This is a genomic window from Herpetosiphonaceae bacterium, from assembly GCA_036374795.1.
Classification (GTDB): domain Bacteria; phylum Chloroflexota; class Chloroflexia; order Chloroflexales; family Kallotenuaceae; genus LB3-1.
This window is the reverse complement of record DASUTC010000090.1, coordinates 1-22,379: the sequence shown is the minus strand read 5'-3', so window position 1 is coordinate 22,379 and position 22,379 is coordinate 1. Positions and strand designations below refer to the sequence as shown.

19 protein-coding genes are annotated in these 22,379 nt (G+C 65.2%); 3 read left to right on the top strand and 16 right to left on the bottom strand.

Annotated features, from left to right (window positions below; all coding sequences use genetic code 11):
* Positions 1 to 331: 331 nt before the first annotated feature.
* The 3 genes from VFZ66_06235 to VFZ66_06225 all read right to left on the bottom strand — a co-directional run bounded on the left by VFZ66_06235 (position 332) and on the right by VFZ66_06225 (position 2,650).
* A complete protein-coding gene (locus VFZ66_06235) occupies positions 332 to 1,303 on the bottom strand; it encodes an aldo/keto reductase (protein HEX6288769.1) in 972 nt (323 codons plus the stop codon).
* Positions 1,304 to 1,372: 69 nt separating this feature from the next.
* Positions 1,373 to 1,723, bottom strand: a complete 351-nt coding sequence (locus VFZ66_06230; protein ID HEX6288768.1) for a hypothetical protein — start codon at positions 1,721 to 1,723, stop codon at positions 1,373 to 1,375.
* Positions 1,724 to 1,915: 192 nt separating this feature from the next.
* Positions 1,916 to 2,650 (bottom strand): DUF998 domain-containing protein, encoded by a 735-nt coding sequence (locus VFZ66_06225; GenBank protein HEX6288767.1) that lies wholly within the window; start codon positions 2,648 to 2,650, stop codon positions 1,916 to 1,918.
* A 561-nt stretch (positions 2,651 to 3,211) separates the two neighbouring features.
* On the opposite strand from VFZ66_06225, the gene VFZ66_06220 reads away from it, so the two are divergent.
* From VFZ66_06220 to VFZ66_06210, 3 genes are all read left to right on the top strand, one after another.
* Positions 3,212 to 5,464 (top strand): 6-phosphofructokinase, encoded by a 2,253-nt coding sequence (locus VFZ66_06220; GenBank protein ID HEX6288766.1) that lies wholly within the window; start codon positions 3,212 to 3,214, stop codon positions 5,462 to 5,464.
* Positions 5,461 to 5,658 (top strand): hypothetical protein, encoded by a 198-nt coding sequence (locus VFZ66_06215; protein ID HEX6288765.1) that lies wholly within the window; start codon positions 5,461 to 5,463, stop codon positions 5,656 to 5,658. Before VFZ66_06220 ends, VFZ66_06215 begins: the two co-directional genes overlap by 4 nt.
* Positions 5,659 to 5,945: 287 nt before the next feature.
* Positions 5,946 to 6,812 (top strand): methyltransferase domain-containing protein, encoded by an 867-nt coding sequence (locus VFZ66_06210; GenBank protein HEX6288764.1) that lies wholly within the window; start codon positions 5,946 to 5,948, stop codon positions 6,810 to 6,812.
* Positions 6,813 to 6,901: 89 nt separating this feature from the next.
* Here VFZ66_06210 and VFZ66_06205 read toward each other — a convergent pair whose 3' ends face one another.
* The 13 genes from VFZ66_06205 to tssC all read right to left on the bottom strand — a co-directional run bounded on the left by VFZ66_06205 (position 6,902) and on the right by tssC (position 22,239).
* The gene (locus tag VFZ66_06205) at positions 6,902 to 8,137 is read right to left on the bottom strand and encodes a hypothetical protein (protein ID HEX6288763.1); all 1,236 of its coding nucleotides are present in this window, start codon (positions 8,135 to 8,137) and stop codon (positions 6,902 to 6,904) included.
* Positions 8,137 to 8,685: a type VI secretion protein IcmF/TssM N-terminal domain-containing protein gene (locus VFZ66_06200; protein ID HEX6288762.1), complete on the bottom strand. Its 549-nt coding sequence runs from the start codon at positions 8,683 to 8,685 to the stop codon at positions 8,137 to 8,139. Before VFZ66_06200 ends, VFZ66_06205 begins: the two co-directional genes overlap by 1 nt.
* Positions 8,686 to 8,696: 11 nt before the next feature.
* Positions 8,697 to 9,686, bottom strand: a complete 990-nt coding sequence (locus VFZ66_06195; protein HEX6288761.1) for a type VI secretion protein IcmF/TssM N-terminal domain-containing protein — start codon at positions 9,684 to 9,686, stop codon at positions 8,697 to 8,699.
* 9 nt (positions 9,687 to 9,695) lie between these two features.
* The gene (locus VFZ66_06190; protein ID HEX6288760.1) at positions 9,696 to 10,442 is read right to left on the bottom strand and encodes a DotU family type IV/VI secretion system protein; all 747 of its coding nucleotides are present in this window, start codon (positions 10,440 to 10,442) and stop codon (positions 9,696 to 9,698) included.
* Between the two features lie 53 nt (positions 10,443 to 10,495).
* The gene (gene tssK / locus VFZ66_06185; protein ID HEX6288759.1) at positions 10,496 to 11,917 is read right to left on the bottom strand and encodes a type VI secretion system baseplate subunit TssK; all 1,422 of its coding nucleotides are present in this window, start codon (positions 11,915 to 11,917) and stop codon (positions 10,496 to 10,498) included.
* Positions 11,918 to 11,924: 7 nt separating this feature from the next.
* A complete protein-coding gene (locus VFZ66_06180; protein ID HEX6288758.1) occupies positions 11,925 to 13,280 on the bottom strand; it encodes a toxin-antitoxin system YwqK family antitoxin in 1,356 nt (451 codons plus the stop codon).
* Positions 13,281 to 13,301: 21 nt separating this feature from the next.
* Positions 13,302 to 13,688 (bottom strand): DUF4280 domain-containing protein, encoded by a 387-nt coding sequence (locus tag VFZ66_06175; protein ID HEX6288757.1) that lies wholly within the window; start codon positions 13,686 to 13,688, stop codon positions 13,302 to 13,304.
* Positions 13,689 to 13,703: 15 nt separating this feature from the next.
* The gene (gene tssI, locus VFZ66_06170; protein ID HEX6288756.1) at positions 13,704 to 15,650 is read right to left on the bottom strand and encodes a type VI secretion system tip protein TssI/VgrG; all 1,947 of its coding nucleotides are present in this window, start codon (positions 15,648 to 15,650) and stop codon (positions 13,704 to 13,706) included.
* A 251-nt stretch (positions 15,651 to 15,901) separates the two neighbouring features.
* The gene (gene tssG, locus VFZ66_06165; GenBank protein ID HEX6288755.1) at positions 15,902 to 16,921 is read right to left on the bottom strand and encodes a type VI secretion system baseplate subunit TssG; all 1,020 of its coding nucleotides are present in this window, start codon (positions 16,919 to 16,921) and stop codon (positions 15,902 to 15,904) included.
* On the bottom strand, positions 16,885 to 18,981 hold the full coding sequence (gene tssF / locus VFZ66_06160) for a type VI secretion system baseplate subunit TssF (GenBank protein ID HEX6288754.1): 2,097 nt from the start codon (positions 18,979 to 18,981) through the stop codon (positions 16,885 to 16,887). Before tssF ends, tssG begins: the two co-directional genes overlap by 37 nt.
* 34 nt (positions 18,982 to 19,015) lie before the next feature.
* Positions 19,016 to 19,498 carry a type VI secretion system baseplate subunit TssE gene (tssE, locus tag VFZ66_06155; GenBank protein ID HEX6288753.1) on the bottom strand — a complete coding sequence of 161 codons (483 nt, stop codon included), beginning with the start codon at positions 19,496 to 19,498 and terminating at the stop codon, positions 19,016 to 19,018.
* Positions 19,499 to 19,504: 6 nt separating this feature from the next.
* The gene (locus VFZ66_06150) at positions 19,505 to 20,014 is read right to left on the bottom strand and encodes a type VI secretion system tube protein Hcp (GenBank protein HEX6288752.1); all 510 of its coding nucleotides are present in this window, start codon (positions 20,012 to 20,014) and stop codon (positions 19,505 to 19,507) included.
* Positions 20,015 to 20,046: 32 nt separating this feature from the next.
* Positions 20,047 to 22,239: a type VI secretion system contractile sheath large subunit gene (gene tssC, locus VFZ66_06145; GenBank protein HEX6288751.1), complete on the bottom strand. Its 2,193-nt coding sequence runs from the start codon at positions 22,237 to 22,239 to the stop codon at positions 20,047 to 20,049.
* Positions 22,240 to 22,379: the final 140 nt, after the last annotated feature.

The following is a 22,379-nucleotide window of genomic DNA, read 5'->3' as shown; positions in this document are numbered from 1 at the left end:
CGTGGGACGGGACAGCCTTCGGGAGAGCGGTCCTGTCTGGCGTGTCTTGCGCGGCGATCGGGCGGGGTGAGCGACCTCCCGCCCGCATGGCCTCCAATTGTACGCGCGATGAAGCTGATCTACCCACTGGTTGCAGCGACCAAGGCGTTAGGAATGATCCGAATACGGCCAGCGTCATTGGTCGCTGCATGCAGGGCTACGGTTTCCTCATACCTGGCACACATACTGTATGGCAGGAAACTCCAAGAAAGACTGGCGCTCACGCCGCACGCGACCGGCTCCCGTGATGCTGCGGCAGACCCAGACGCCGTGCCGGAGACGGTCGGTGCGATCACCAGGCATACGCATTCGGCGCTTCCCCCCCCGGCCCCGGCCAGATCTCGTCGAGCCGCGTCAGCGTTTCCGGCGATAGCTGGATCTCAAGCGCGCGCAGGCTGCCGTCGAGCTGGTCGAGCGTACGCGGCCCGATGATCGGCCCAGTGACCACCGGATTGTGGAGCAGCCAGGCCAGCGCGACATCCGCCGGCGACTCGCCCAGGCCCTGACAGAGATCCTCGTAGGCTTCGAGCTGGGAGCGGCGCTGCTCGATCTCCTGCTGCCTGCCGGGATCGGCGCGTCGCCCCGCGCTCGCCTGCTGGAGCGCGCCGCCGAGCAGCCCGCCCGCCAGGGGACTCCAGGGGATCAGCCCAAGGCCATAGTGACGACACGCCGGAATCACTTCCAGCTCGATCATGCGGGCGTTGAGGTTGTAAAGGCTCTGTTCCGAAACCAGGCCCATGAAGTGCCGCGCGGTGGCTGTGCATTGGGCGGTCGCCAGATCCCAGCCCGCAAAGTTGCTGCTGCCCACGTAGAGAACTTTGCCCTGCTGGACCAGGATCTCCATCGCCTGCCAGATCTCCTCCCAGGGCGTCGTGCGCTCGATATGGTGCATCTGGTACAGGTCGATGTGGTCGGTCTGGAGGCGTCGTAGGCTGTCCTCGCACGCCTTACGGATGTGGTAGGCCGACAAGCCACGCTCGTTGGATCGCTCGCCCATCGCGTTGTAGACCTTGGTCGCCAGGACGACCTGGTCGCGCCGTCCACCACCCTGCGCCAGCCAACGGCCAATGATCTGCTCGGTGACGCCTTCGCCGAGCTTCCAGCCGTAGACATTGGCCGTGTCGAAGAAGTTGATGCCCAGCTCCAGCGCCCGATCCATGATCGCGAAGCTGTCCGCCTCGCTGGTCTGCGGGCCAAAGTTCATCGTGCCAAGGCACAAGCGGCTGACCTGCAGGCCGGTGCGGCCCAAATGCGTGTACTGCATCTCTGCCTCCTCACCGAGCGCTCCCACGGTTGCCAGCATCCTCGCGGATCATGGCTCCCGCTCCTCCGATCAGACCACCGCGCGCTCGTTCAGCGGTGGCGGGTGGGCAGCGACCGCGCCGACGGATAGCGCCGCCAGCCTCGTCTTGCGGCGCATCGTGGCGACCCAGCGCACGATCGAACGACCGCGCAGTTGCTTACAGGTGTCCGCAAGCTTCGTGCCGCGTGTCAGCGGAACGATGCCGCAAAACCGCCCATACGTGATCCAGCGCGGCTGCACGTGGTGATACCCCCTGTACCGCGCCGCGCTCGCGTGATTCGCCGCACCGTTGGCCTCCCAATCGCATACCAGCCGGCACACCAGGCAGCGATCCGTTCGCCCGGTTGGCTGGTTGATGGCGCGAGCGCGTATCAACGCCATGACACCTCGATGCTGCCTGCACCGCCCGCATATGGCACTCGATAAGCTCCCACCACCGGCGTCGACCGAGCGCTCAGAAGACACGATAGTTTTACGACGGTACCTTCAACCGATACCCAACCTAGCTGCAACCGTGCGTAAGGCTGACCGGGCTGGTCAGGTGGTGCCTGCCGACGTGCCGCATTGCTCGACTCACGGTGCTTGCGGCTGCGGGGTTTCCGTCGGATTGTCCAGGGGTTTCGGCGCTGTGGCACCCCGCGCACGCAACAGGCCAATAGCCAGCACCGCGAACCAGAGCAAGGAGGCGTAGGCGTTCATGCGCTCCTCAACTCCCAGCCACGGGGTCGGTTGGTTTACGGTCAAGGCACTGGTCTGCAAGCCCACCAGCAGGCCACCCACGAGCATCACAAGGATGGTCGCATACGAGAAGTACCAGAACCGCGTGCCGAACAACCGCGACCCGAAGGCGATAGCCAGCACGAAGAAGATCGGCATCCCGATCCCATACCAGGCATGCATCTGGTTGCGCAGCGTGTCCTGGCCGGCGGCGATGACCTCGCGGGTTGCCATCGGGAAGGCGAGCCCCCCGACGAAGCCCCACACCACTTCGCCAATCAACAGAGCTGCGGTGATGCGCTGAGTCCGTCTCCCACCCGCCGTGATCCAGATGCCTATCCCGAAGGCGATCATCAGCACGAAGTACGGGATACCGCTCAGCACCGTCATGAAAGCCCGTGTCGGCGCGCCCTCCGCCCCCAGCTCACTGATCGTTTGATCGATATAGCTGTAGCCGGGATAGCGCAGGCTGCCAACCACGTCCATCGCGACCCACCACACCGACGCGATGATGCCGCAGCTGAGCAAGCCCTGCCGCCACCAGCTTCGTCCCACATGGGGAGCCATCATTGGTGTCGTTATCGTCGCCATAAGGTGCCTCCTTGTGCCTGCGAACACATGCCCGCAGGCGGTGTCGTTGTGTGGGATGGCCGCAGCGCTCTGCGCATGGTGGGGGAAAGACGAGCGCAGAACGCCCATCCGAGCTCAGGATCACCATACAACAGCAGGGCGGTGGGTGGCGAAAAGGAACGACCACGGGGGGCGAAGAAGCCGTTACCCGCGTGGCAGGCGGCGGTAGGAAGGCAGGGGGTGAGAATAACACCGTGGCGCTCCCACAGCCCCCGGCCCTCCGCGCCCCGCAGCAGCCGTCGTCCTCGGCCCCCTGCTTGTATAATAGATCGACGCTCCTGATGGTAAGGACATTCGCCCCCGAGCGGCAACGACCGCGACAACGAGACGGCTCCATCATGGTTGAGCTGCCTGGAGTCCCGACTGGGAGGACCTACGAGCAAGGGGCCACTGTGTACACGATGCGCCTGTCGTCGGATCGGGAGGGGATAAGGAGGTGACGCTCCATGCCGTCACTTGCGAATTCGCATACGTTTGCGCAAGAATAGCGCTGATCGCTGCCTGATCGAGAGGATAGCCATTATGTCAACCAACAGTAAGCGAAGCCTGGGGGTCCTGACCAGTGGGGGCGATGCGCAGGGCATGAATGCGGCGGTCCGTGCGGTCGTCCGCACGGCGCTCAACCGTGGTGTGGAGGTCTACGCCATCTACGAGGGCTACCAGGGGATGGTCGATGGGGGCGAGCGGATCCGCAAACTGACGTGGAGCGCGGTTGGCGGTATCTTGCATCGGGGTGGCACCGTGATTGGCACCGCCCGGAGCGCCGCTTTTCGCACCGCCGAGGGACGCATGACCGCCGTCCGCAACTTGCTGGAGCGCGAGATCGATAGCCTTGTGGTGATCGGCGGCGACGGGAGCCTTACCGGCGCCAACATCTTTCGCCAGGAGTGGCCGCAGATCCTGGATGCGCTGATGCAGCAGGGTGCCGTCGCGCCGGCGCTGGCTGAGCGCCATCGCGAGCTGCGCATCGCCGGGCTGGTCGGCTCGATCGACAACGATATGTTTGGCACCGATATGACGATCGGCGCGGATACGGCGCTACACCGCATCACCGACGCGATCGACGCGATCAGCAGCACGGCAGCCAGCCATCAGCGAAGCTTCGTCGTCGAAGTCATGGGCCGCCACTGCGGCTACCTGGCAGTCATGGCGGCGCTCGCAACGGGGGCCGAGTGGGTGCTGATCCCGGAGAGTCCGCCGGATGTGGACGATTGGGAGGAGACGATGTGTCGACGCCTCAAGGCTGGCCGTGCCGCAGGTCGGCGCGACACGATCGTGATCGTGGCCGAGGGCGCGCAGGACCGGCACGGCAACCCGATCAGCAGCGCCTATGTCAAGCAGGTATTGGAAGCGCGCACCGGCGACGATACCCGCGTGACGATTCTCGGTCATGTGCAGCGCGGCGGTAGTCCCAGCGCCTTCGATCGCAACTTGAGCACAATCCTCGGCTATGCTGCCGTCGAGCATCTGCTGGACGACAGCGCGACGAGCGAGCCGCAGGTCTTCGGCATTCGCGGCAACCGCATTACCCGGACGCCCCTGATGCACTGTGTGGAGCAGACGCATGCGGTGGCGGCGGCGATCGCGGCGCACGACTATGAGCGGGCGATGGATCTGCGTGGCCGCAGCTTCAAGGCGGCCTACCGCACCCACCAGACGCTCGTGCGCGCGCTGCCGCACCAACCGACCGAGACGCAGCCGCGCTTTCGCCTGGCGGTGATGCACGCTGGCACGCTGGCGCCCGGAATGAACACGGCGGTGCGCGCGGCGGTCAGACTCGGAATCGACCAGGGCCATCAGATGCTCGGCGTCGGCAACGGCGTCGAGGGTCTGATACGTGGCGAGATCCAGGAGCTAGAGTGGTTGAGCGTCAACGGATGGGTGTCCTGGGGTGGGGCCGAGCTGGGAACCAATCGGACCATCCCGCAGGACGATGATTTCGCCGCCATCGCCCGCACGATCGAGGCACATGCGATCGATGGGCTGCTAATCATCGGCGGCTGGTCGGCCTACCAGGCCGCCTACCAGCTGGTGCGGCAGCGCGCCGCGTTTCCGGTCTTTCGCCTGCCGATCGTCTGCTTACCGGCCTCGATCAACAACGACCTGCCCGGCTCCGAGCTGAGCATCGGGGCGGATACGGCGCTCAACAACATTGTGGAAGCGGTCGATAAGATCAAACAGTCCGCCGTGGCGCATCGCCGCACCTACGTCGTCGAGGTGATGGGGCGTGACTCAGGCTACCTGGCGTTGATGAGCGGCATGGCAACCGGCGCCGAGCGGATCTATCTGCCGGAAGAAGGGATCACCTTGCACGACCTCGCGCGCGATGTGGCGAATCTGATCCAGAACTTCCAACAGGGCAAGCGGCTCAGCCTGATCGTGCGCAATGATTCCGCCAACCCGGTCTACACCACCGGCTTCATCGCCGCGCTGTTTGAGGAAGAGGGCGGCAGCCTGTTTGATGTCGGGCAGGCCATCCTGGGCCATCTCCAGCAAGGCGGCAATCCAACGCCCTTCGACCGAATCCACGCGACACGGCTGGCGGCGGCCTGCATTGACTGGCTGATCGACGAAGTTGGCAAGGCCGTAGCGGGGGCGGCGTTCATTGGGATGCAGGAGGGTGAGGCACGGTTCCACCGGCTTGAGGATCTGCCGCACATGCTCGACGCCAGGGCGCGGCGACCGCGCGAGCAGTGGTGGCTCGATCTCCGGCCCATTGCCAAGATCATGGCGCAGGCGGGTCCTGCCGGGCACGCTCTGGCGGAAGATTCTTGAAGCTTAACCCGCCGACATGCAGCGTTGCTGTGCCGCCGATCCCGGCCACATCCGTGCCACGCGCGGCCTGCCTCGGTCATTTTGCCGCGAACGATGAGTTTGAGCCGCTATCTCAGGTCGCCGAGCTGAAGGAATCGCTCAAGCGTGCTGGCCGCCCGGTGACGTGCTATCGCTACGGCGACACGAGACACTGATTCTTTGAGCCGGATCGCGCCGAGGCAGACACCCCAGAGGTCGGGGAAATCGACAGGCACAGTGCGCGCTCGCCGCCGTTTGCAAGGTCGTTGATAGACCGCTGTGCTACGCTGGACGAGAGGATTCCCGCTGCGGCCTCGACGGGTCCAGCATCGTATCCGCGCCATACCTGTGAAGCCAGTGGCGCATGATGCGCATCAGCCGGAGCCTGGGCAATCCAGCGCGCCGACGACGACAGCGGTGTGGCTGTCCTGAGGCTCCCAGGATCAGGCAAGGGAGGCTGCGTATGCCGCCCCAGGATATCTTTAGCATGACCGACCACCTCGATCAGCAGATGCTCGACGTGATGGTGACGCGGCTGGAAGCTCGCGGACGGCATCCGTTCTTCAGCACGATGTTACAGGAGTATCTGGAGGCGATGGCGATTGACTCGGCGCGCACCGTGCTGGATCTGGGCTGTGGCACCGGCCTCGCGGCGCGCACGATCGCCCTGCGCGCCCGCTTCGTCGGCACGATTGTCGGCATCGATCTCAGCGCGTATCTGCTGGACGCGGCGACCCGCCTCGCCGCCGAGGCGGGAGTCGCGAGCCGAGTCACGTTTCAGGTCGGAGATACGCATCACCTGGATCTGCCAGACGCCCAGTTCGACGCGGTGGTGGCGCACACCCTGCTGAGTCACGTGACCGATCCCGGCGCGGTGGTCCAGGAGGCGGCCCGGCTGGTCAGGCCCGGAGGTATGGTGGGCATCTTTGATGGAGACTATGCCTCCTTGACCTTCGACCAGGAAGATCTCGTGCAAGGCCGCGCCGATGATGAAGCGCTCATCACGGCGCTGGTCGCCAATCCCCGCGTGATGCGGCAGATGCCGCGATTGTTGCGCCGGGCCGGGCTGACGATCATCGCCTGTTTTCCCTACGTCCTGGCGGAGGTGGGACAGGCGGATTTTTGGGCTTCAGGCATCGAGGCCTACCGCCGACTGGTGCCCAGGTCGGGCACGATGACCGAGGCGCAGGCCGATGCCTGGGCCGGCCGCCTGGCGCATGATTCAGACGTGGGACAGTTCTTTGGTGCCAGCAACTTCTACGCCTACGTCGCCAGGAAGGCGACCCCGCCCGCACACGCCGGACCTACCCCCACTGCTGAGCACGCCTAGCTCCTGTCGAGCAGGGTGCCGGGCAGAGCACGCCCGATCGCCTGCGCGGGGCGGGACGATCGCCGAGCCAGCGGCATGGTAGGTCAGCCCTAGCCGCCGGGAGCACAGCCTGGACGCGCCGCAAGCCAGGGCTCGAACAACAGATTGATGCCGACCGGCACGCCGCCGCCGCCGGGATTGCGTCCGGCAGCCGTGGGACCGGACGCAGCCTCCCACCAGTTGTTTGTGAGATTGAACGCGAGCGGCCCGGTCGCGCCATAGCGAAGCTGCCCGGTGAACGAGTTCTGATCGATCAGCAGGCGAAAGCCATCCGGGTCATCGCGCTGCGTTCCGATCTGGAGGCCGATGGTGCCGTTGCGAAAGCTGTTGCAGCGGATGATCCCCTGGATCGGCAGGTCCGTAGTGAGCACGAATCCCGCGCCCGCGCTGCTGGCAAGCACGCTATTGCCCTCCACGGTCAGCTGCCCGGACGCGCCGGAGACGTCGACCAGCAGTTGTGGCGCACCCGCAGGCGTCTCATTCCCACCGATCGTATTGCCGACGAGCACGGTCGTCGCGTGCCGCACCGCCTGAATGTTGACGGCAGGGCCGGCGATCGTATTGGCGCTGATCGTGGTGCTGCGCAGCTCAATCTGGCTGCCCCGCGCGACGATCCCGCCCGCGCTCTGCTGCACCGACGCGCTGCGGACGATCAGCGTACCATCCATGCTGCTCAGCGCGACGCCTGCGCTGCCGGCCTGCCGCATCTGCACATGATCCAGCACGATCATGCTGCCGCTCAAGCCCATCACGCCCTCCCAGCCTTCAGCGCTGCCGATCATCCGAATCGGCGCTGCCTGGCTGCCCTGGGCGAAGAGCTTGCCGAGAACCGTCAGCCGAACACCTGGCCCAAAGCGGATCTCAACGCCGGGATCGATCGTCAGTGACGAGTCGGCGGCCACGATCAGATCGCGGCTCAGCACCAGGCGCCGATTCGCCCCGCCCCAGTGCTGCTGACCGCTCAGCACGTCCGCCGGACGCGGCGTGGCGGTCGGCGTTGCGGTCGCCGTGGGAACGAGCGTCGCCGTGGGAACGAGCGTGGCGGTCGGCGTCAGCGTGGCGGTCGGCGTGATAGTCGCCGTCGGCGTATTGGTGGGCGTCGCGGTATTGGTGGGCGTCGCGGTATTGGTGGGCGTGGCGGTATTGGTGGGCGTGGCGGTATTCGTCGGCGTCGCGGTCGGCACACGCGGCACCACACCCGGCTGCTGGTTGATCAGCGAGGCCGTCATCAGGAGCACCGGCAGCAGCAGCAGCAGCAGCCACTGGGGCTGGAAGGATGTGCGCATCAGACGAATCCTTCGTCATCGCGCCGAAGGTTAGCGGGCAGCGACGCATCAGACGAATCATGCGCCGATCGCGTACCGGCCAGCAGCCACACGACAAGCCCGACTCCAAGGCAGAGCAGTGGAGCGGCGTAGAAGCCGGTATCCAGCGCGGCGGCGCTCCCGGTATCCGGCAGCGCAACCGGGACCGGGGCTGAAGGCTGCGCTGGTGTAAGCGTCGTCGGCTCGGCGCTGGCGGTCGGAGCGACGATCATCGCGGACTCGGTTGCGACGGGGCTGGCAATCGCCGTCACGGTGGCAGCGGCGACCGTCGCCGTTGGCGCGGGCTGGGTCGTCGCCGACGTTTCGATCACCGGGAAAAACTGAAGCAGGACCACCCCGACGACAAAGCCAAGCTCCGCCAGGATCATTCGATTGAGCCAGCGCCGCCGCAATACCTGATCGGTCGGTCGGGCCAGGTGCCGGTCGCTGGGAATAATCTTTGACAGCAGGCCGTGGCTAAAATAGCTCGCCGGGCTGTGCGATTCTGCTGGACGCGCAGCGCTGCTCATGTCAAACCTCTTCATACGCCCCCGCGCGCGCTGCGATCGTCGAGCGCTCGCTCAGCAGGCGACGCGCCGGTAAAGTAAAAGCCACGGAAGAGCAGGCGCTCCTGCGGCGAGGAGCCGGTGAAGATCGTCTCAACAGCACTCCGCAGGCGCTCGCAGAGCAGGGCAAACTCTGCCGGAAACTGATAGATCGCCCGATTGGTCGCCGGATGCGGGGCATCGAGAAACGCCAGCCGCCGATCGGCGAGCGCCCGCTGCAGCAGCGCGCACTCCTGGTCGAACGCGGTGAGCGCATCGCGCTGCTGTCCCGAAAGGGTCGCGCCCCAGGCGTTGGCCCGATCGGTGGGCGGTAGGTGCTGAAAGAACGGCAGAAAGCCCGGCAGGTGATCGCAGCGGGTGATCACGAGATAGACCGGCAGGTGAACGCCGAAGCGGTGGGTGATCTCGGCAAGGTGCGTCCGCAGCGTCTGGGCCTGGGCGGCGCTGCCCGCCGCGTCGAGCGCCGCGTCGACCTCGATCGTGGCGATGATCCCCTTGAGCGACTTGCCGCGCAGAAACGCCTCCACGTCGGCCAGATATTCGCGGCGCGTATTCGGGTCCGCCTGCTGGATCTCATCCAGGATATAGCCGCCCACCTGATCGAGAATAATGCTGTGGTGCGCGACAAACGAGTCATCGTTCCAGGCGGCCACCTGCCGCACGCCCGCCTGCGTGAGCAGCACCGTCTTGCCTGATCCGCGCGGCCCGACCACCAGATACCACGGCAGCGGGTCCAGCCGACCGATCCGCGCCCGCTTGACGATCAGCCAGAGCACGCAGACGCTCAGCAGACCCAGGATCACCGCCAGCACGATCCAGAGCGCCATGATGCGGGACGGCACAATCGGCGGCGTGACCTGATCGGCGTTGCGAAAACGCAGCCAGGCGATGATCCAGGCTCCAAGGATCGACGGCCAGAAGAACGCCAGATTGATCATGTCATCGCGCAGACCTTCTCGGTTCATGGCTTCCCTTTATTTCACGTGAATCATAACCAGACCGGCGATCAGCGCCATCTGGATCAGGATCGCCAGCCACATCCAGCCGTGCGCCGAGCCGTGCGCCCGGTTGCGGTACGAGCGCGGCCCGACATTCGGTGCGAGCCGTCCAGCAGGACGGGCGCGCACATGGCGCTGGATCTGCTCGAGCTCATGCTGCACCCGCAGCGGCGGATCGAACGCCCACGCTCCCCGAAAGCCCAGCAGCAGACACAGATAGTAGACTTCGAGCAGCTCGGCCCTGGATGCGTCCTTCCAGATCGCGTAATCGTATTTCTTTCCCTGGATCTGCTGAAGCTGCTCAAAAAACTGCTCTCCGGCGCGCCGCGTGGTGAAGTACTCGTACTGAAGAAACGGCCACTGCGCCCGATCGATCCAGGCGGACTCGGCGATCGTCTCGTCGGCGAACGCCACCAGCGCAAAGGTCGCCAGGTGCAGGTCGCGCTCGTCGATGCCTGCCAGCGCCGCCTGGTGGCAGAGCGCGGCGTGCTGCGATTGAAGCTGGGCGTACAGCGCTGGAACATTGTCCAGACGCTCAGGATTCTGGAGCGAGAGGATCAGGCTCAGCATTGGGTCGCAGAGCTGGGCCAGGCGCGGCGCGGGCTGCGCGCCGACGCGATGGGCGGCGCTCACCTCCTGATGAGCGCCCTGTGTCGCGGCGTGCGGATGCTCCTGGCCCTGCGTCGCAGCCAGTGATGGCGGCGCATACACTACGTTGGACATACGACTCCTAGTGCGTCCCGCGCTCCCGGAGAGCGACCGTGGCACAGCGTTGCTTAGCCGGCTGGCTGCTGCGCCTGCCGGTGAATCGCGATCAGCGTTACGTCAAGCTGTTTGAACTCCTGCCAGACGGCGCGCGGGATCTGAATCGCCAGCGAGCGCTCCGCTCGAATGCCCTCCCAGGCCGCGCCGGTATGCTCGAGCTGAAAATACACGGTATGCGCGTGCAGCGGCGCTTCCGGCGGTCGCTGCTCGGCGGTGATGCGCAGGCCATAGGCCCGCTCAATATACCGATCGATCTGATGGAAGGCGGCGATCGTGACGGTTGCCGGCAGGTGCTTGCTCAAGAAGTGCAGGCGGTCGCTATACTCGCCGGAAACCTCAACGACCAGAAACAGCGCGTAGTCAGCCGCCAGCAGCCGCTCATCCAGCGGCGATCGGGTGCGCAGCACGGGATAGCCCGCCGCGCTCTGCGCAGGCTCCAGATCGATCGCGATCATCGGCCCCGGCGGTGGTGTCGGCACGGCATGCAGCAGCGTCTCAATGCTCTGAATCAATGATCCGAAGCAGCCGACCAGATCGTCATGGTCATAGGCGGGAAGATCGAGCATCTGTGCCGCAGGCAGTAGCACCTGGAGCTGCCCGGCCAGCTGGAGCAGGCTCCGATAGACCACCTCCGGGTGGACCTGCCGAATCTGGTTGAAGTGATTGAGCACTGCCAGCGCCCCGCTCAGGCTGGCCTGCACCGATACCAGCTCCAGCCGATCCAGGCCGGTGTCGCCAGCGCCGCGCTGCCGAGCGCCCGCGACCGCGAGGATCATCAGCTTCAGCCGCCGCGTAAGCTCCCGAACCATCCCGGAGAGCGTGGCCGATGCCTGAACGACCAGGCACGGCGGCGCGTACTCCTGGTTGAGCGTGACTCGTCCATCGGGCAGCCGGATCAGCTCCGCGATCTTGATCCGCTCGAGCTGCGTATCGTCCTCATCGCCGAGCAGCAGCCGGAAATGGTGCTTGGCGGTGACGATCGTCTGCTCATTCTCGCCGCTGCACTCGTCGACCAGATTCACGAACGACGGCACGTAGCGCGTATCGGCGCTGGCCGCGCTGCCGCTCATGCGATAGTTCTGTCCATTCGGACGATCGACCGGCAGCGCCAGATACACATCCAGATGCCCGGAGAAGAGCGGTATCCGATCCGGCGGGATCACCCGCGTCGCGGGGACGTCATCCACATCGGGAATGCTCGCAACCGCGCCGGAGGGCAGCACGCCGTGAAACCGCTCGATCCGCAGGGCGTTGCGCTGCTCTAAGGTGCTCAGATCGATCTGGAGGTCGAGCGCGCCCCAGCCAAACGGGACCAGCGTGCGGACCCGGAGATCGAGCGTGTGCTCGTGATAGCGATCGGCCTGCTGGAAATGATGCGGCCCGATCAGCAGCCCCTCGCTCCAGATCACCTTGCGACGCGAGCTGTCGTCCATATGGTCGTTACCTTTGCGTGAGTGTCTGCCGCCAGGAGCGGCGTTCGGGCTTGCCGACCGGCTCGCCGTTCCGATAGTGGGTCTTTTCTTTCAGGCGGCCCTGATCATCGTACAGATAGACGATGCCGTCCAGCTGATCGTCGTGGTAGGTCGCGTGGGTACGAACAGCGCCGGAAGGATAATACTCGATCACCGCTCCCTCGAGCTTGCCCTGTCGGTACTGCGCTGTTTTCACCACCTGGCCCGTCTCGCTATAGAGCACGCTCTCGGAGTCGAGCACGCCATCGGCATACTCCTCCACCAGACTTTCCCGGCCACTGGCATGATAGGCAATCGTCGGCCCATGCTGGACGCCGCCGCGATAGGTGGCGACGGCCTGGAGGCTGCCCGCCTTGTAGAGGCGCAGCTCGCCGTCAAGCACATCCTCGTGGTAGTGGCTGATCATGCTGGGGCGGCCCTGCTTGTCATAGGCGATCATCGGGCCGTGCTTCTTGCCGTGCTGAAACGTGACCAGCGTTTGTTTCACGCCAGCGGCATAGAGCGTCATCGGGCCGTGAAGCAGGCCGTCGCGGTAGCCGATCTGCTGCGCCAGCATGCCCTGCTCGTCATACAGCGCGGTCGTGCCGTCCAGCTTCCCGCGCCGATAGCTGCTCTGGCTGATCACGCGACCGCGAAACAGCACGAGCTGATCCGCGCTGCGTTGAATCGTGTAGCTCTGACCGGCCTGCGCCATAAACCACTCATCACCCTCCAGCACCGTGGTCACGATCGCGTCCGAGGCCAGCAGATGGCCGTGCTGCGGCAGCAGCCGCGCCAGCGCGCCAACCTCCCCGGCGTCGAGCGCGGCGCAGACAGACAGATCGATGCGCAGCAGCGCGGGGCCGAGCGGGCCGTAGTTCGTCACGACGCCATCGAGCCATCCCGCCCGGTAGTGTGCCGTTTCGATCAGCCGACCATCGGCAACGATCGCGCGCCACGCGACGCGGCCCGGATAGATCGTGAGCCCGTGGTCGGCGCGCAGCACGCTCAGCATCCGCTCGTTCTGGACGATCCGCCACTCGCGGTCGGCCAGATCCACCACGATCAGCGCATCGTCGGCCAGCGCATGACCGTGCTGCCGAAATGCGGGCTGTAGCCGCCTGATGTCGCCCGCGTCGAGCGCGGCCTGGAAGTCCAGCGCAAGAGCAAACAGCGGCTCGCCGGGAGGATCAAAGCGCAGATCCCAGCCGTCGATCCGGCCATCGCGATAGATCGTGCTGCGCAGCAGCCGACGCTGCGCGTCGTAGCTGCGCACCACCCCGTCGGGCTGGTCGCCGCTGGGCTGGCTCGTGTCGCGTCCGACCTGGATGGTTGCGTCTGGCATCGTGTACTCCTGCTCCCACGCTCAGCCGAGCTGAACCGTGACCTGGCCGGGATTCACCACCTGGATCACGCCGCCAAATGAGCAGATCAGCTTCGAGTTGCTGTCGAGCGTGGGCAGGCTGCCGAGCAACACCGTGGGAGCACCAGGGATCCACGGCGCGCTGAGCATTGGCGTGCAGGGCATCGGCGTGAGCGCGCCCATCGCCGCGGCGGTGGCCGCTGCGACCGCCGGATTCGCCATCGACTGGCACATACCGAACGGCACCACGTTGACGAACGGCTTATTGTCCAGAATATTCGCCGCCGGTGTCGTCGTCAGCACCGCGTTCTGCGGCAGCACCACCAGCGAGCTTGGCGCGATGCCGAAGCTACATTGCAGCGTCGCGCCCATACACACCTGCATTCCCATGATCGATACCCTCCATTAGTTCATCTTGACGAGCGCGCCTTTGACGGTGAGAATGCCGCCGCTCTCGACGGTATGCGTCGCGCCGCCTTTATTGGTCAAGCCCACGCTGGCCTCGTTAGTCAGCGACATACCCGCCTTGTTGGTCAGGTTTTGCCCGGCCTGATTGCTCAGGTTCATATCGGCTTTGTTGCTCAGGTTTTGCCCGGCCTGGTTGGTCAGCGATTGTCCGGCCTTGATCGTCACCGAGCCGGTCACATCGATCGTGAGATCGCCGTCGACCTTGAGCGTGAAGCTGCCCGTGACCTTCTGCGTAAAATTGGCCTCGTTGGTGTGCGTCTCGTCGCCGGTGATCGTCAGGCCGCGCGTGCCCTTCACGCTGTGGGTTTCGTTGCCGGTCTTGACCGCAACCGTCCGATTGCCTTTTTCCACGGTCAAGGTATCGCTGCCCTCGACCAGCGTCGTGGCGCGATTGTTCTCGACCGTGATGTTCAGGTCCTTCTGGGCGTGCATGTACAGCTCCTCGGCGTCTTTCTGGTCGTCGAAGCGAATCTCGTTAGAGCCGCCGCCGCCTTTGGTGGTGTTGCTTTTGATCGTGCTTTTGGTCTGCGCGCCCGGCAGCGCGTACGGCACGGTCTGCTCGGCGTTATACACGCAGCCGGTGATCAGCGGACGGTCGGGATCGCCGTTGAGGAAGCTGACCACCACCTCCTGGCCGATGCGCGGAATAAAGATCGTGCCCCAGCTTTTGCCCGACCAGCCCTGCGCGACACGGATCCAGCAGGAGCTGTTCTCGTCGTTCTTGCCCAGCCGGTCCCAGTGGAACTGCACTTTGACGCGGCCATAGCTATCGGTCAAGATCTCCTCGCCCGACGGCCCGACGACGATCGCGGTCTGCGTGCCGGGGATCACCGGCCTGGGCGTCTGGTGCAGCGGGTAGAACGGCACGCTCGATGGAAACGCCTCGAAGCTGTTGGTGTAGCTCTCGGCGGTCGCGCTGTGCGAGACGCGCCAGACGACATACTCGGCGTTGACCTCATCCCGATCGTGGCCGACCAGCGTAAAGGTATGGCCGGACGTGAGCGCCGGGCTGAAGCCCTGGCCGCGCAGCAGGGTTTTGGGAACCTGCTGGCTGCCCAGGCGCAGCTTCGCCTTGGTGCTCCCGGCATCTTTGCTGCTGAACCCGGCAGGATACTCGTAGAGGGCCAGCTTGCCGCTGCCGCTCTGCTGGCTCGACAGCAGATCATTGGTGGGCGTTTCAAAGTTGAAGTCATCCACGGCATACTTGACGGGCGTGACCTGCCGCTCGAACGTGCAGCGCGTGATCGCGTCGGCCTCCGTCGCGCCGCTCAGCGACGACTGGTAGCGCACCGCGCCGCTCAGGCCGGGACAGCCCGCGTAGGCATCGGCGTCGTCGGCCAGCACGAGCGTGTGGCTGCCGTCGGCATGCTCAAAGAAGTAGGAGATGCCCTCGTCCTCCATCAGCCGCGACACGAACTGAAAGGCCGTCTCCTGATACTGCACGCAGTACTCGCGGGCGGCGTAGGTTTTCGACAGCGATTTTTTGTAGTCGCTCAAGCCCAGCTCGTCAAACACGGCGGTGATGATCTCCGGCGCGCTCTTGGCCTGAAAGATCCGACAGTCGGAGGTGAGCGTCAGCAGCCACAGCCAGGGATACAGATCGGCGTAGTAGGTGGTGAACAGTCCGTCACTCCCGGCCTGGTAGAAACGACCGACAATGCCGTTGATATAGCGCGTGCTGTCGTTCGCCATGCCGATGCTGACCGTCGCGCTCTTGCCCACGATCGTATCGAAGCTCAGGTTTTTGTCCTCGGAGATCATCTCCAGCGTGTAGTGAAACAGGCCAGAGATCGTCTCCGCGCCGTGCATCGTCCTGAGCAGCAGCGTATCCTTGCCAAGCGGCGTTGTCACCGAAAGATACGAGTTGGCTTGCGTATAGGACATGATAGGGCTCTCACCTTATGACGGATAGCGAACACGTGATCGCTCAGCCGCTGATCTGGTAGTACTTGATGTCGCCTTTGAAGTCGATGGTGACGACCTTTCCCAGGACGGACGCGCCTTGTTGGAGGCGGAACATGCCTTAGGGATGACGCCACATCTGCGGCCAGATGCGCTCACGCTTTGATGATAGCGCTGCCTCCGCTGGTTGGGTCGAGACGCGACCGGGCTTGTCCTCCGCACAGGCTGCGCGCTCAGCCGATGGTGCACAGCCGAAGCTCCGGAGCGGTCTGTGCTGGCTGCGTCGTGAGAAACGTCGTCCAGCCGAGCCGCGCCCCCTCGGCGCTGCCAAGGCGAAACCTGGGAACGTCGGCGGATCGGAGCGTCAGCCGCACATCGAAATCGAGCGTCTCCTGAAGGTAGAAGCGGGCCAGGGCGGACAGCGAGCGAAAGCCGTGGCCGATCGGCAGAAAATCCAGATATTCCCGCAGATCGAGCGGGCCGAGCCGTAGCTCCAGCCTGCCCTGCACGTCGTAGATCCGCTGACCGAGCAGCGCGCCGCGCCCAAGCGCCTGGTTGCGCCCGCTCTCGCCGATCGCCGTCCACTGATCCTCGTCGAGCCGCACCCAGCGACCGCAAAACTGGCCGACCTCGACGCCAACCTTGAAGTAATCGCGCAGCAGACATGCGAGGCCCGCCGCCGAGCGGGGCTGCTGCGCGAACAGCCCGGCATAGCGCAGCAGCGCAACATCCGGGATCGCCTGTCGGTCGCGCAGGCCATCCGTCCCCAGGCCAAGCAGCGCGAAGAGATACCCGGCCACGCGATCGTCGCCCGGCGCCTCCCCGCCAAAGCCCGCGCGATGGTTCTTGCGCACCCGGTACATCAGCGAGATCAGCCGGTGATTGAAGATGTCCAGAAAATCGCGCGTAGCCGGATCGCCGTCGTCAAGCCGCGTCAGCAGCAGCCGGGTGTATGGCGCGGGCAATGGTCCCAGCGCGCCCGCCAGGCCAAGGAAGTTGACCCGCATCAGCGCCTGGTCGTGCTCGTCGGCGGCAGGCTCCACCGCCGCAATGTCGGTGCCGGTAAACGCCTGCGCCACCGTCGATTGAAAGCGCACCGCCTCGCGATCCGGCCTGATGCCGTCGCCGACCGGCGTCGTCGCCGGATGCAGCAGCTCCAGCAGCCTGACCGCCTGGTAAAAATCGAAGCGCGGCCCCTCGGCGTGGAGCGCCTCTGCTACAGCACTATCTGACCACCAGCCAGCGGTTGCCATCGTTTCCAGATCCCCTTGCTATCCTTGCGCCGCGCCACCAGCCGGGTAAACAGATTCGCCCCGACATACAGCGAGAAGAAGTGATTGAGCACGGCTGCCAGCAGCAGCGCGCTCTCGTGCTGGTACAGCGTCTGATCGAAGGTCAGCGTGATCTCGATGCCGCGCCCGAAGCCACCCCAGCCGTCGGTGCCGACCCGCTGCATTACCCGGCGGCAGGCTAGATCGACGATACCCTGGATCTGCCGGTGCCTGACCGGATCGTCGGCGACGCTGTAGAGCTTCAGGATCTCGCGGAGCGCGTGCAGCGCCCCGGCATTCGTCGTCACCGCAAGCTGCTGCGCCTCGTCGACGATCAGGTAGGTCTTGCCATGCGCCTGATCCTGGATCGTCCAGATCCGGGCCGTCTCCGTCTCACCAGTGGCCTGATCGCTCACCAGGACGTTGGGCGACAGCCGCAGGCCATGATCCTGAAAGATCGCCCGCAGCTCCGGCGAAAACTGCCGGGTATTCAGATCGGCGCGATGATGCCTGGGCACGCTGAACTGGACCGGATCGATCAGCGATAGATGATTGAGCGACAGCTGCGAAACCAGGCGCCACAGCGTCGCGCCGCGCAGCGGCGGCGTGATCGGCGGCGTGGGCCGGTCAAGGCAGGTGATCCGCCGCAGGGGAGCGGCCTGCTCGAACTGAAGCCGCGTGCCGGGCAGCAGGTGCTCCGCCAGGCTGCGGTTCGTACAGAGCGCGTGGACATAGACCGTCTGCGCGGCGGGCGCCTGCGGATTGAACATCAGATCCGTGAAGGCCAGCGTCATCTCCGTGCCGGGCAGACCCTGGTGCCGGTACGGCAGCCGCCGGGCATGCCAGAACGCCTTTTGATTCCGCCGCTGCATCGTGTGGTCCAGCCCATAAAGCGGCGCGAGTGTCTTCATCTCGGTGCCGCGCTCCGAGACGGCGACGACCCGCTCGATCGAGTGAACCTCGATCGTGCTCTGGCGCTGCACATCCGGGATCAGCGGGTATTCGGTCCGGGTATGATCCAGGCGCACCGGCTCCAATGTCTGGGGAAAGAGATTGATCACTGGCGTGCAGCCCAGGCTAAACGTCTCGGCCCGCACGAGATCGCGCACCTGCTCAAGACCGGCCAGCTCGGCGCGCGTCTCGTTCCGGCAGGTGATCACCAGGTCGAACACGGTCGGCGACGTGCCCGGAGCAATGCTGAGCGTGGTCAGATCGATGCCGCCGATCTCGAAGAAATGGAACTTCTTGGGAAACGCGAAATACTCCTGAAGCAGACGGTAGGCCGGATGCGCGTGGCCGGGATAGGGCAGCACCGCCTCGTCGGCTCCAAAGCCAACCGGCCTGAGCGCGCCGGACGGCAGCCGCGACGACGCGCTCAGATACCGATCGTCCACGGGCATTGTCCGGTCGCTCGCGGGCACCAGATACACGGCGTCGGCGTAGCCAAACAGCAGATCGCACAGCCCGGCAACTAGCTGCTGATTGCCGCGCAGATGGAAGCGCAGCCGGTCCAGCGACAGCGCCGCCAGGTCGACGCCCGGCCCCGCTGCGAGCCGCAGCCGCAGCGCCGGCCCGCCGGGAGCCGCCAGGCTCAGCGCGGCGTCGATCACTTCCAGCGGCCACAGCGTCAGCGGGTAGCACGTCCGAAACCAGCAGGTCTGGCCGTCGTGGGTCGTGGCGAAGAGCGGCGTCTGCGGCGCAATCGTAAAGCCCGTCGTGAGCTGGCCCTGGCTCGGCTCGACCTCGAACTGCGCGATCGACATCGATGGGATCGGCGCCTGGAGCTGCGGATACAGCACCTCCAGCAGCGCCGAGGGAATTTCCGGAAACTCGCTGTCGATCTGGTGCTGGATCCGCCCGGTCAGCAGCGCGAACGACTCCAGCAGCCGCTCCACGTGCGGATCGCTGCCCTGGTGCTCGCCCAGGTCCAGCCGTCCCGCGACCGCCGGATGCTGCTCGGCAAACTGAGCGCCCATCGCCCGCAGGTAGGCCAGCTCCCGCAGGTAGTACTTCAGCAGGTTATCCTCGCGATGCCCGCTCATACGATCCTTTCACGCGCGCACGACCATCGTTCGCTCACGCCTCCGGCGGCAGATCGACGCTCACGAGCTGATCCGCGCCGCCGGGTCCCGGAATCAACACCGTCAGATGCAGTGGCTCCGAATCGTTGACCAGCGCCGCCGTGCAGGTCAGCAGCAGCCCGGCCCGACCATCAAGCACGGTCAGGCTGGTTTGCACGCCCGTCAGGCGGGGCTCAAAGGCCGTGATCGCGCGGGTGATCAGCCGACACAGCCGTTTGGCATCGTCGCTGTGCTGGGGCGACAGCGCCGTGAGATCCGGGATACCGTAGTCAAGCACCGTGAGCGGCTGCTCACAGTAGCGGTCGGCGGTCAGCGGGCTGCGTACATTCAGCAGCCCGCTGAGCTCCCGACAGATCGACTCGTGGAGCTCGCGCCGACTCAACGTTGCCAGCGGCTGGGGCTCTGCCGCCGATTTCGTCGATCGCAGCCGATCAAAGAGTGGCGCGACCATCCGCGCATGCCGATCGTGATCCTGCATGGCGCGCTAGCTCCCGGTGTTCTTCGCCTGATCCCAGGAGTGGGTGACATTGCCCTTCGCGCCGGTCTTGGTTTCCTGGGGCTTATACGTCCAGGTGATCTGGCTAAAATTCAGCGAGATCGTCTCCATCGGCGTGCCGCCGCCGCCGCCGCCGACCGCAACCGACGAGATCATCGTCTCGGTCATCTCGTAGACCATGTAGGCAAAGGCATTCTTGCTATTGCCCTCCGACGAGCCATCCTGACGCACCAGATGCAGCTCGGTTTTGCCGAGGTTCGTGCCTTTGGCGCAGTGGAAGTTCAAATGCGGCGTCGTCGCATCCAGCACTTTGTTCAGCGTCAGCTCCGACAACTGCGGACGGCCTATCGTGCGCCCGGTGTTGCTGGTCGATGTCTGGATCGGGTTGGCGACGCCGTGGCTGAAGGATGTGATCTCGATACAGTTGGTAAAGCCGGAAAGATTCGTCTCTCCATTGATCTTTACCGAGTCCTGAATTTTCAACAGCATATAGTCCATGATCGATCTCCTGAGCTATGGATAGGCGCAGACTAGCCCGCAGCCGGAGGCGGCAGCGTCGCGACCAGGCGCAGCGAAACGGTGAGCTCTTCGAGCTGGAAGTGCGGGCGGAGGAAGACAACGGCGCGGTAGCAGCCGGGACGGGCGGGATCGGCGGTGACATCGACGCGGGCCTCCCGCAGGGGATAGAGCGCCTTCAGCTCTTGTCCGGCATCGTCGTTCAGCATCACATACTGGGCAATCCAGTTGTTGAGCAGCGTCGCGACGTTGCCCTGCGTGAGGAAGCTGCCGATCTTATCGCGCATGATCACCTTGATGTAGTGCGCGAACCGCGAGGTCGCCATGATATACGGCAACTGCGCGGAGAGCCGAGCGTTGGCCGTGGCGTCGTCCTGCACATAGACCTTGGGCCGGTTGGCCGTCTGGCCGCCGAAGAAGGTCGCCGAGTCGGTGCCCTTGCGGTAGCAGAGCGCGATAAAGCCAAGATCGCTCAGCTCTTTCTCGCGGCGGTCGGTGATCGCCACCTCGGTCGGGATCTGCACCGCAATATCGCCGTCGTCGCTCTTGAAGGTATAGATCGGCAGGCCGCCGACCATGCCGCCGCCCTCATAGCCACGGATCGCCGCCGTCCAGCCGTAGCGGGCGAACGCCGCCGTCATGCGCTGCGCCAGCGACCAGGCCGCGTTGCCCCACAAGAAGTATTCGGGCCGGGACGCATCTTCCACGAAATGGAACTCATGCACCGGGATCGTGCTGGGGCCGTAGGGCAGGCGCATCATCGTGTGGGGCAGCACCAGCGCGACATAGCGCGAATCCTCGCTGTCGCGGAAGGAGCGCCACTTGATCAGCTCGGCGCTCTCAAAGATCTTCGCCAGATCGCGGGGCTTATCCAGATCGCGGAAGCTTTGCAGATCGAAGAGGCCAGGCGACGCGGCGGTGATCAGCGGCGCGTGCGCTGCGGCGGCCACATTCGACAATTTTTGGAGCATGCTGACATCGCGGGGCAGGCGGCCAAACTCATAGTCGGCCAGCAGCGCGCTGTAGGGCGAGCCGCCGAAGAGGCCGTACTCTTCCTCATAGACCTTTTTGAACAGCGCGCTCTGATCGAACTCGACCGCGTTGTCCAGATCGTCCTGTAGCTCCTGGCGGGTCGTGTTGAGCACGCGCAGCTTCAGGCGGGTGCCCGTCTCGGTCTTATGGACCAGATCGTGCAGGCCGCGCCACGAGGCCTCCAGCCGTTGAAACTCCGGGTGATGCATGATCAGGCTGAGCTGGCGGCTGATCAGATCGTCGATCTGGGCGATGCGATACTGAATCAGCAGCGCGGGATCGTCGCTCTCGCCGTACACGTCCAGGCGGCGCTCGGCCTGCTTGAGTGTGTAGCTCGTCAGCCTGGTGACGATAAAGGTCGATTCGGCGGTAGGCAGCGGCTGCCAGTCGGCGGCCATCGTCGCCGTTTTGGTCGCGGCATCATAGCTGGCGATCGTGCCGAGCAGGCCCGTCCCCGGCCCCGCGACGATCTGGACGCGCCGACCGGCAAGCTGGCTCGCGTCCAGAAGCGCCTCGTCCGCCGGATTCAGCGTGATCGTCGCGACGCCATCCTTCTGGCCGATCTGGGCCACCGTGCCCTCGACCGGCGCGTCGGTATCGATCGCAAACCGCGAGCCGGGCGCGGGCAGCGGCTCCCAGTCGGCCTCCATCGTGGCGGTATGGGTCTGCGGATCATAGCTCGCGATCGTTCCCGTCAGGCCCTTGCCGGGACCGCCCGTGATGATCGCGGTCCATCCCGGCAGCGTCATCGCCGCCAGCCGCGCATCGGGCGCGAAGGTGATGCTGGTGGGCGTGACCGCCGCGATCGTGCCGCTGGTGTAGGCCTGCTCCCGATCGTGGGGCAGCAGCGCCGCGATCTTCCAGCTCGTCCCGTAGCGGCTGCGCTCCATCGACACCATCCGGTCGCGCGGCAGCGGAAATCCGGCCTTGTTAAACTCCTGCGAGAGCGTATCCGGCACGGGATAAAACGGCTTCAGATGCTCGACGACTTCCTTGACGCTAAAGGTATCGGAGTCGTCGATGCTAAACAGCAGCTTGACCGCCTGACGACCGTGCATCTTTTCGTGCAGGCGGTGAAATTCGGTGATCAGCTCCGCTGCATACTCTTTCTGGGACGGATCGCGTGCGAGGAGCGCGGTCAGATCGGGGCGTCGCTCCACGGTGAGAGTGCTCATATCATTCTGCCTTTTAGTTGATGGGAAGAAGGCTCCGCTGGATCAGCTACCGGGAGGTGCCGTCGCTCTGGCCGGGCAGCGCGCGCAGCGCATCGTCGCTCAACGCCTTGCTCAAGGTATCGTTGCCGTCCAGCTTTGCC

Excerpts from the sequence above, each read along its gene's own strand:
- VFZ66_06235 (HEX6288769.1), bottom strand. The coding sequence starts at position 1,303 with ATGCAGTACACGCATTTGGGCCGCACCGGCCTGCAGGTCAGCCGCTTG.
- VFZ66_06230 (HEX6288768.1), bottom strand. The coding sequence starts at position 1,723 with ATGGCGTTGATACGCGCTCGCGCCATCAACCAGCCAACCGGGCGAACG.
- VFZ66_06225 (HEX6288767.1), bottom strand. The coding sequence starts at position 2,650 with ATGGCGACGATAACGACACCAATGATGGCTCCCCATGTGGGACGAAGC.
- VFZ66_06220 (HEX6288766.1), top strand. The coding sequence starts at position 3,212 with ATGTCAACCAACAGTAAGCGAAGCCTGGGGGTCCTGACCAGTGGGGGC.
- VFZ66_06210 (HEX6288764.1), top strand. The coding sequence starts at position 5,946 with ATGCCGCCCCAGGATATCTTTAGCATGACCGACCACCTCGATCAGCAG.
- VFZ66_06205 (HEX6288763.1), bottom strand. The coding sequence starts at position 8,137 with ATGCGCACATCCTTCCAGCCCCAGTGGCTGCTGCTGCTGCTGCTGCCG.
- VFZ66_06200 (HEX6288762.1), bottom strand. The coding sequence starts at position 8,685 with ATGAGCAGCGCTGCGCGTCCAGCAGAATCGCACAGCCCGGCGAGCTAT.
- VFZ66_06195 (HEX6288761.1), bottom strand. The coding sequence starts at position 9,686 with ATGAACCGAGAAGGTCTGCGCGATGACATGATCAATCTGGCGTTCTTC.
- VFZ66_06190 (HEX6288760.1), bottom strand. The coding sequence starts at position 10,442 with ATGTCCAACGTAGTGTATGCGCCGCCATCACTGGCTGCGACGCAGGGC.
- tssK (HEX6288759.1), bottom strand. The coding sequence starts at position 11,917 with ATGGACGACAGCTCGCGTCGCAAGGTGATCTGGAGCGAGGGGCTGCTG.
- VFZ66_06180 (HEX6288758.1), bottom strand. The coding sequence starts at position 13,280 with ATGCCAGACGCAACCATCCAGGTCGGACGCGACACGAGCCAGCCCAGC.
- VFZ66_06175 (HEX6288757.1), bottom strand. The coding sequence starts at position 13,688 with ATGGGAATGCAGGTGTGTATGGGCGCGACGCTGCAATGTAGCTTCGGC.
- tssI (HEX6288756.1), bottom strand. The coding sequence starts at position 15,650 with ATGTCCTATACGCAAGCCAACTCGTATCTTTCGGTGACAACGCCGCTT.
- tssG (HEX6288755.1), bottom strand. The coding sequence starts at position 16,921 with ATGGCAACCGCTGGCTGGTGGTCAGATAGTGCTGTAGCAGAGGCGCTC.
- tssF (HEX6288754.1), bottom strand. The coding sequence starts at position 18,981 with ATGAGCGGGCATCGCGAGGATAACCTGCTGAAGTACTACCTGCGGGAG.
- tssE (HEX6288753.1), bottom strand. The coding sequence starts at position 19,498 with ATGCAGGATCACGATCGGCATGCGCGGATGGTCGCGCCACTCTTTGAT.
- VFZ66_06150 (HEX6288752.1), bottom strand. The coding sequence starts at position 20,014 with ATGGACTATATGCTGTTGAAAATTCAGGACTCGGTAAAGATCAATGGA.
- tssC (HEX6288751.1), bottom strand. The coding sequence starts at position 22,239 with ATGAGCACTCTCACCGTGGAGCGACGCCCCGATCTGACCGCGCTCCTC.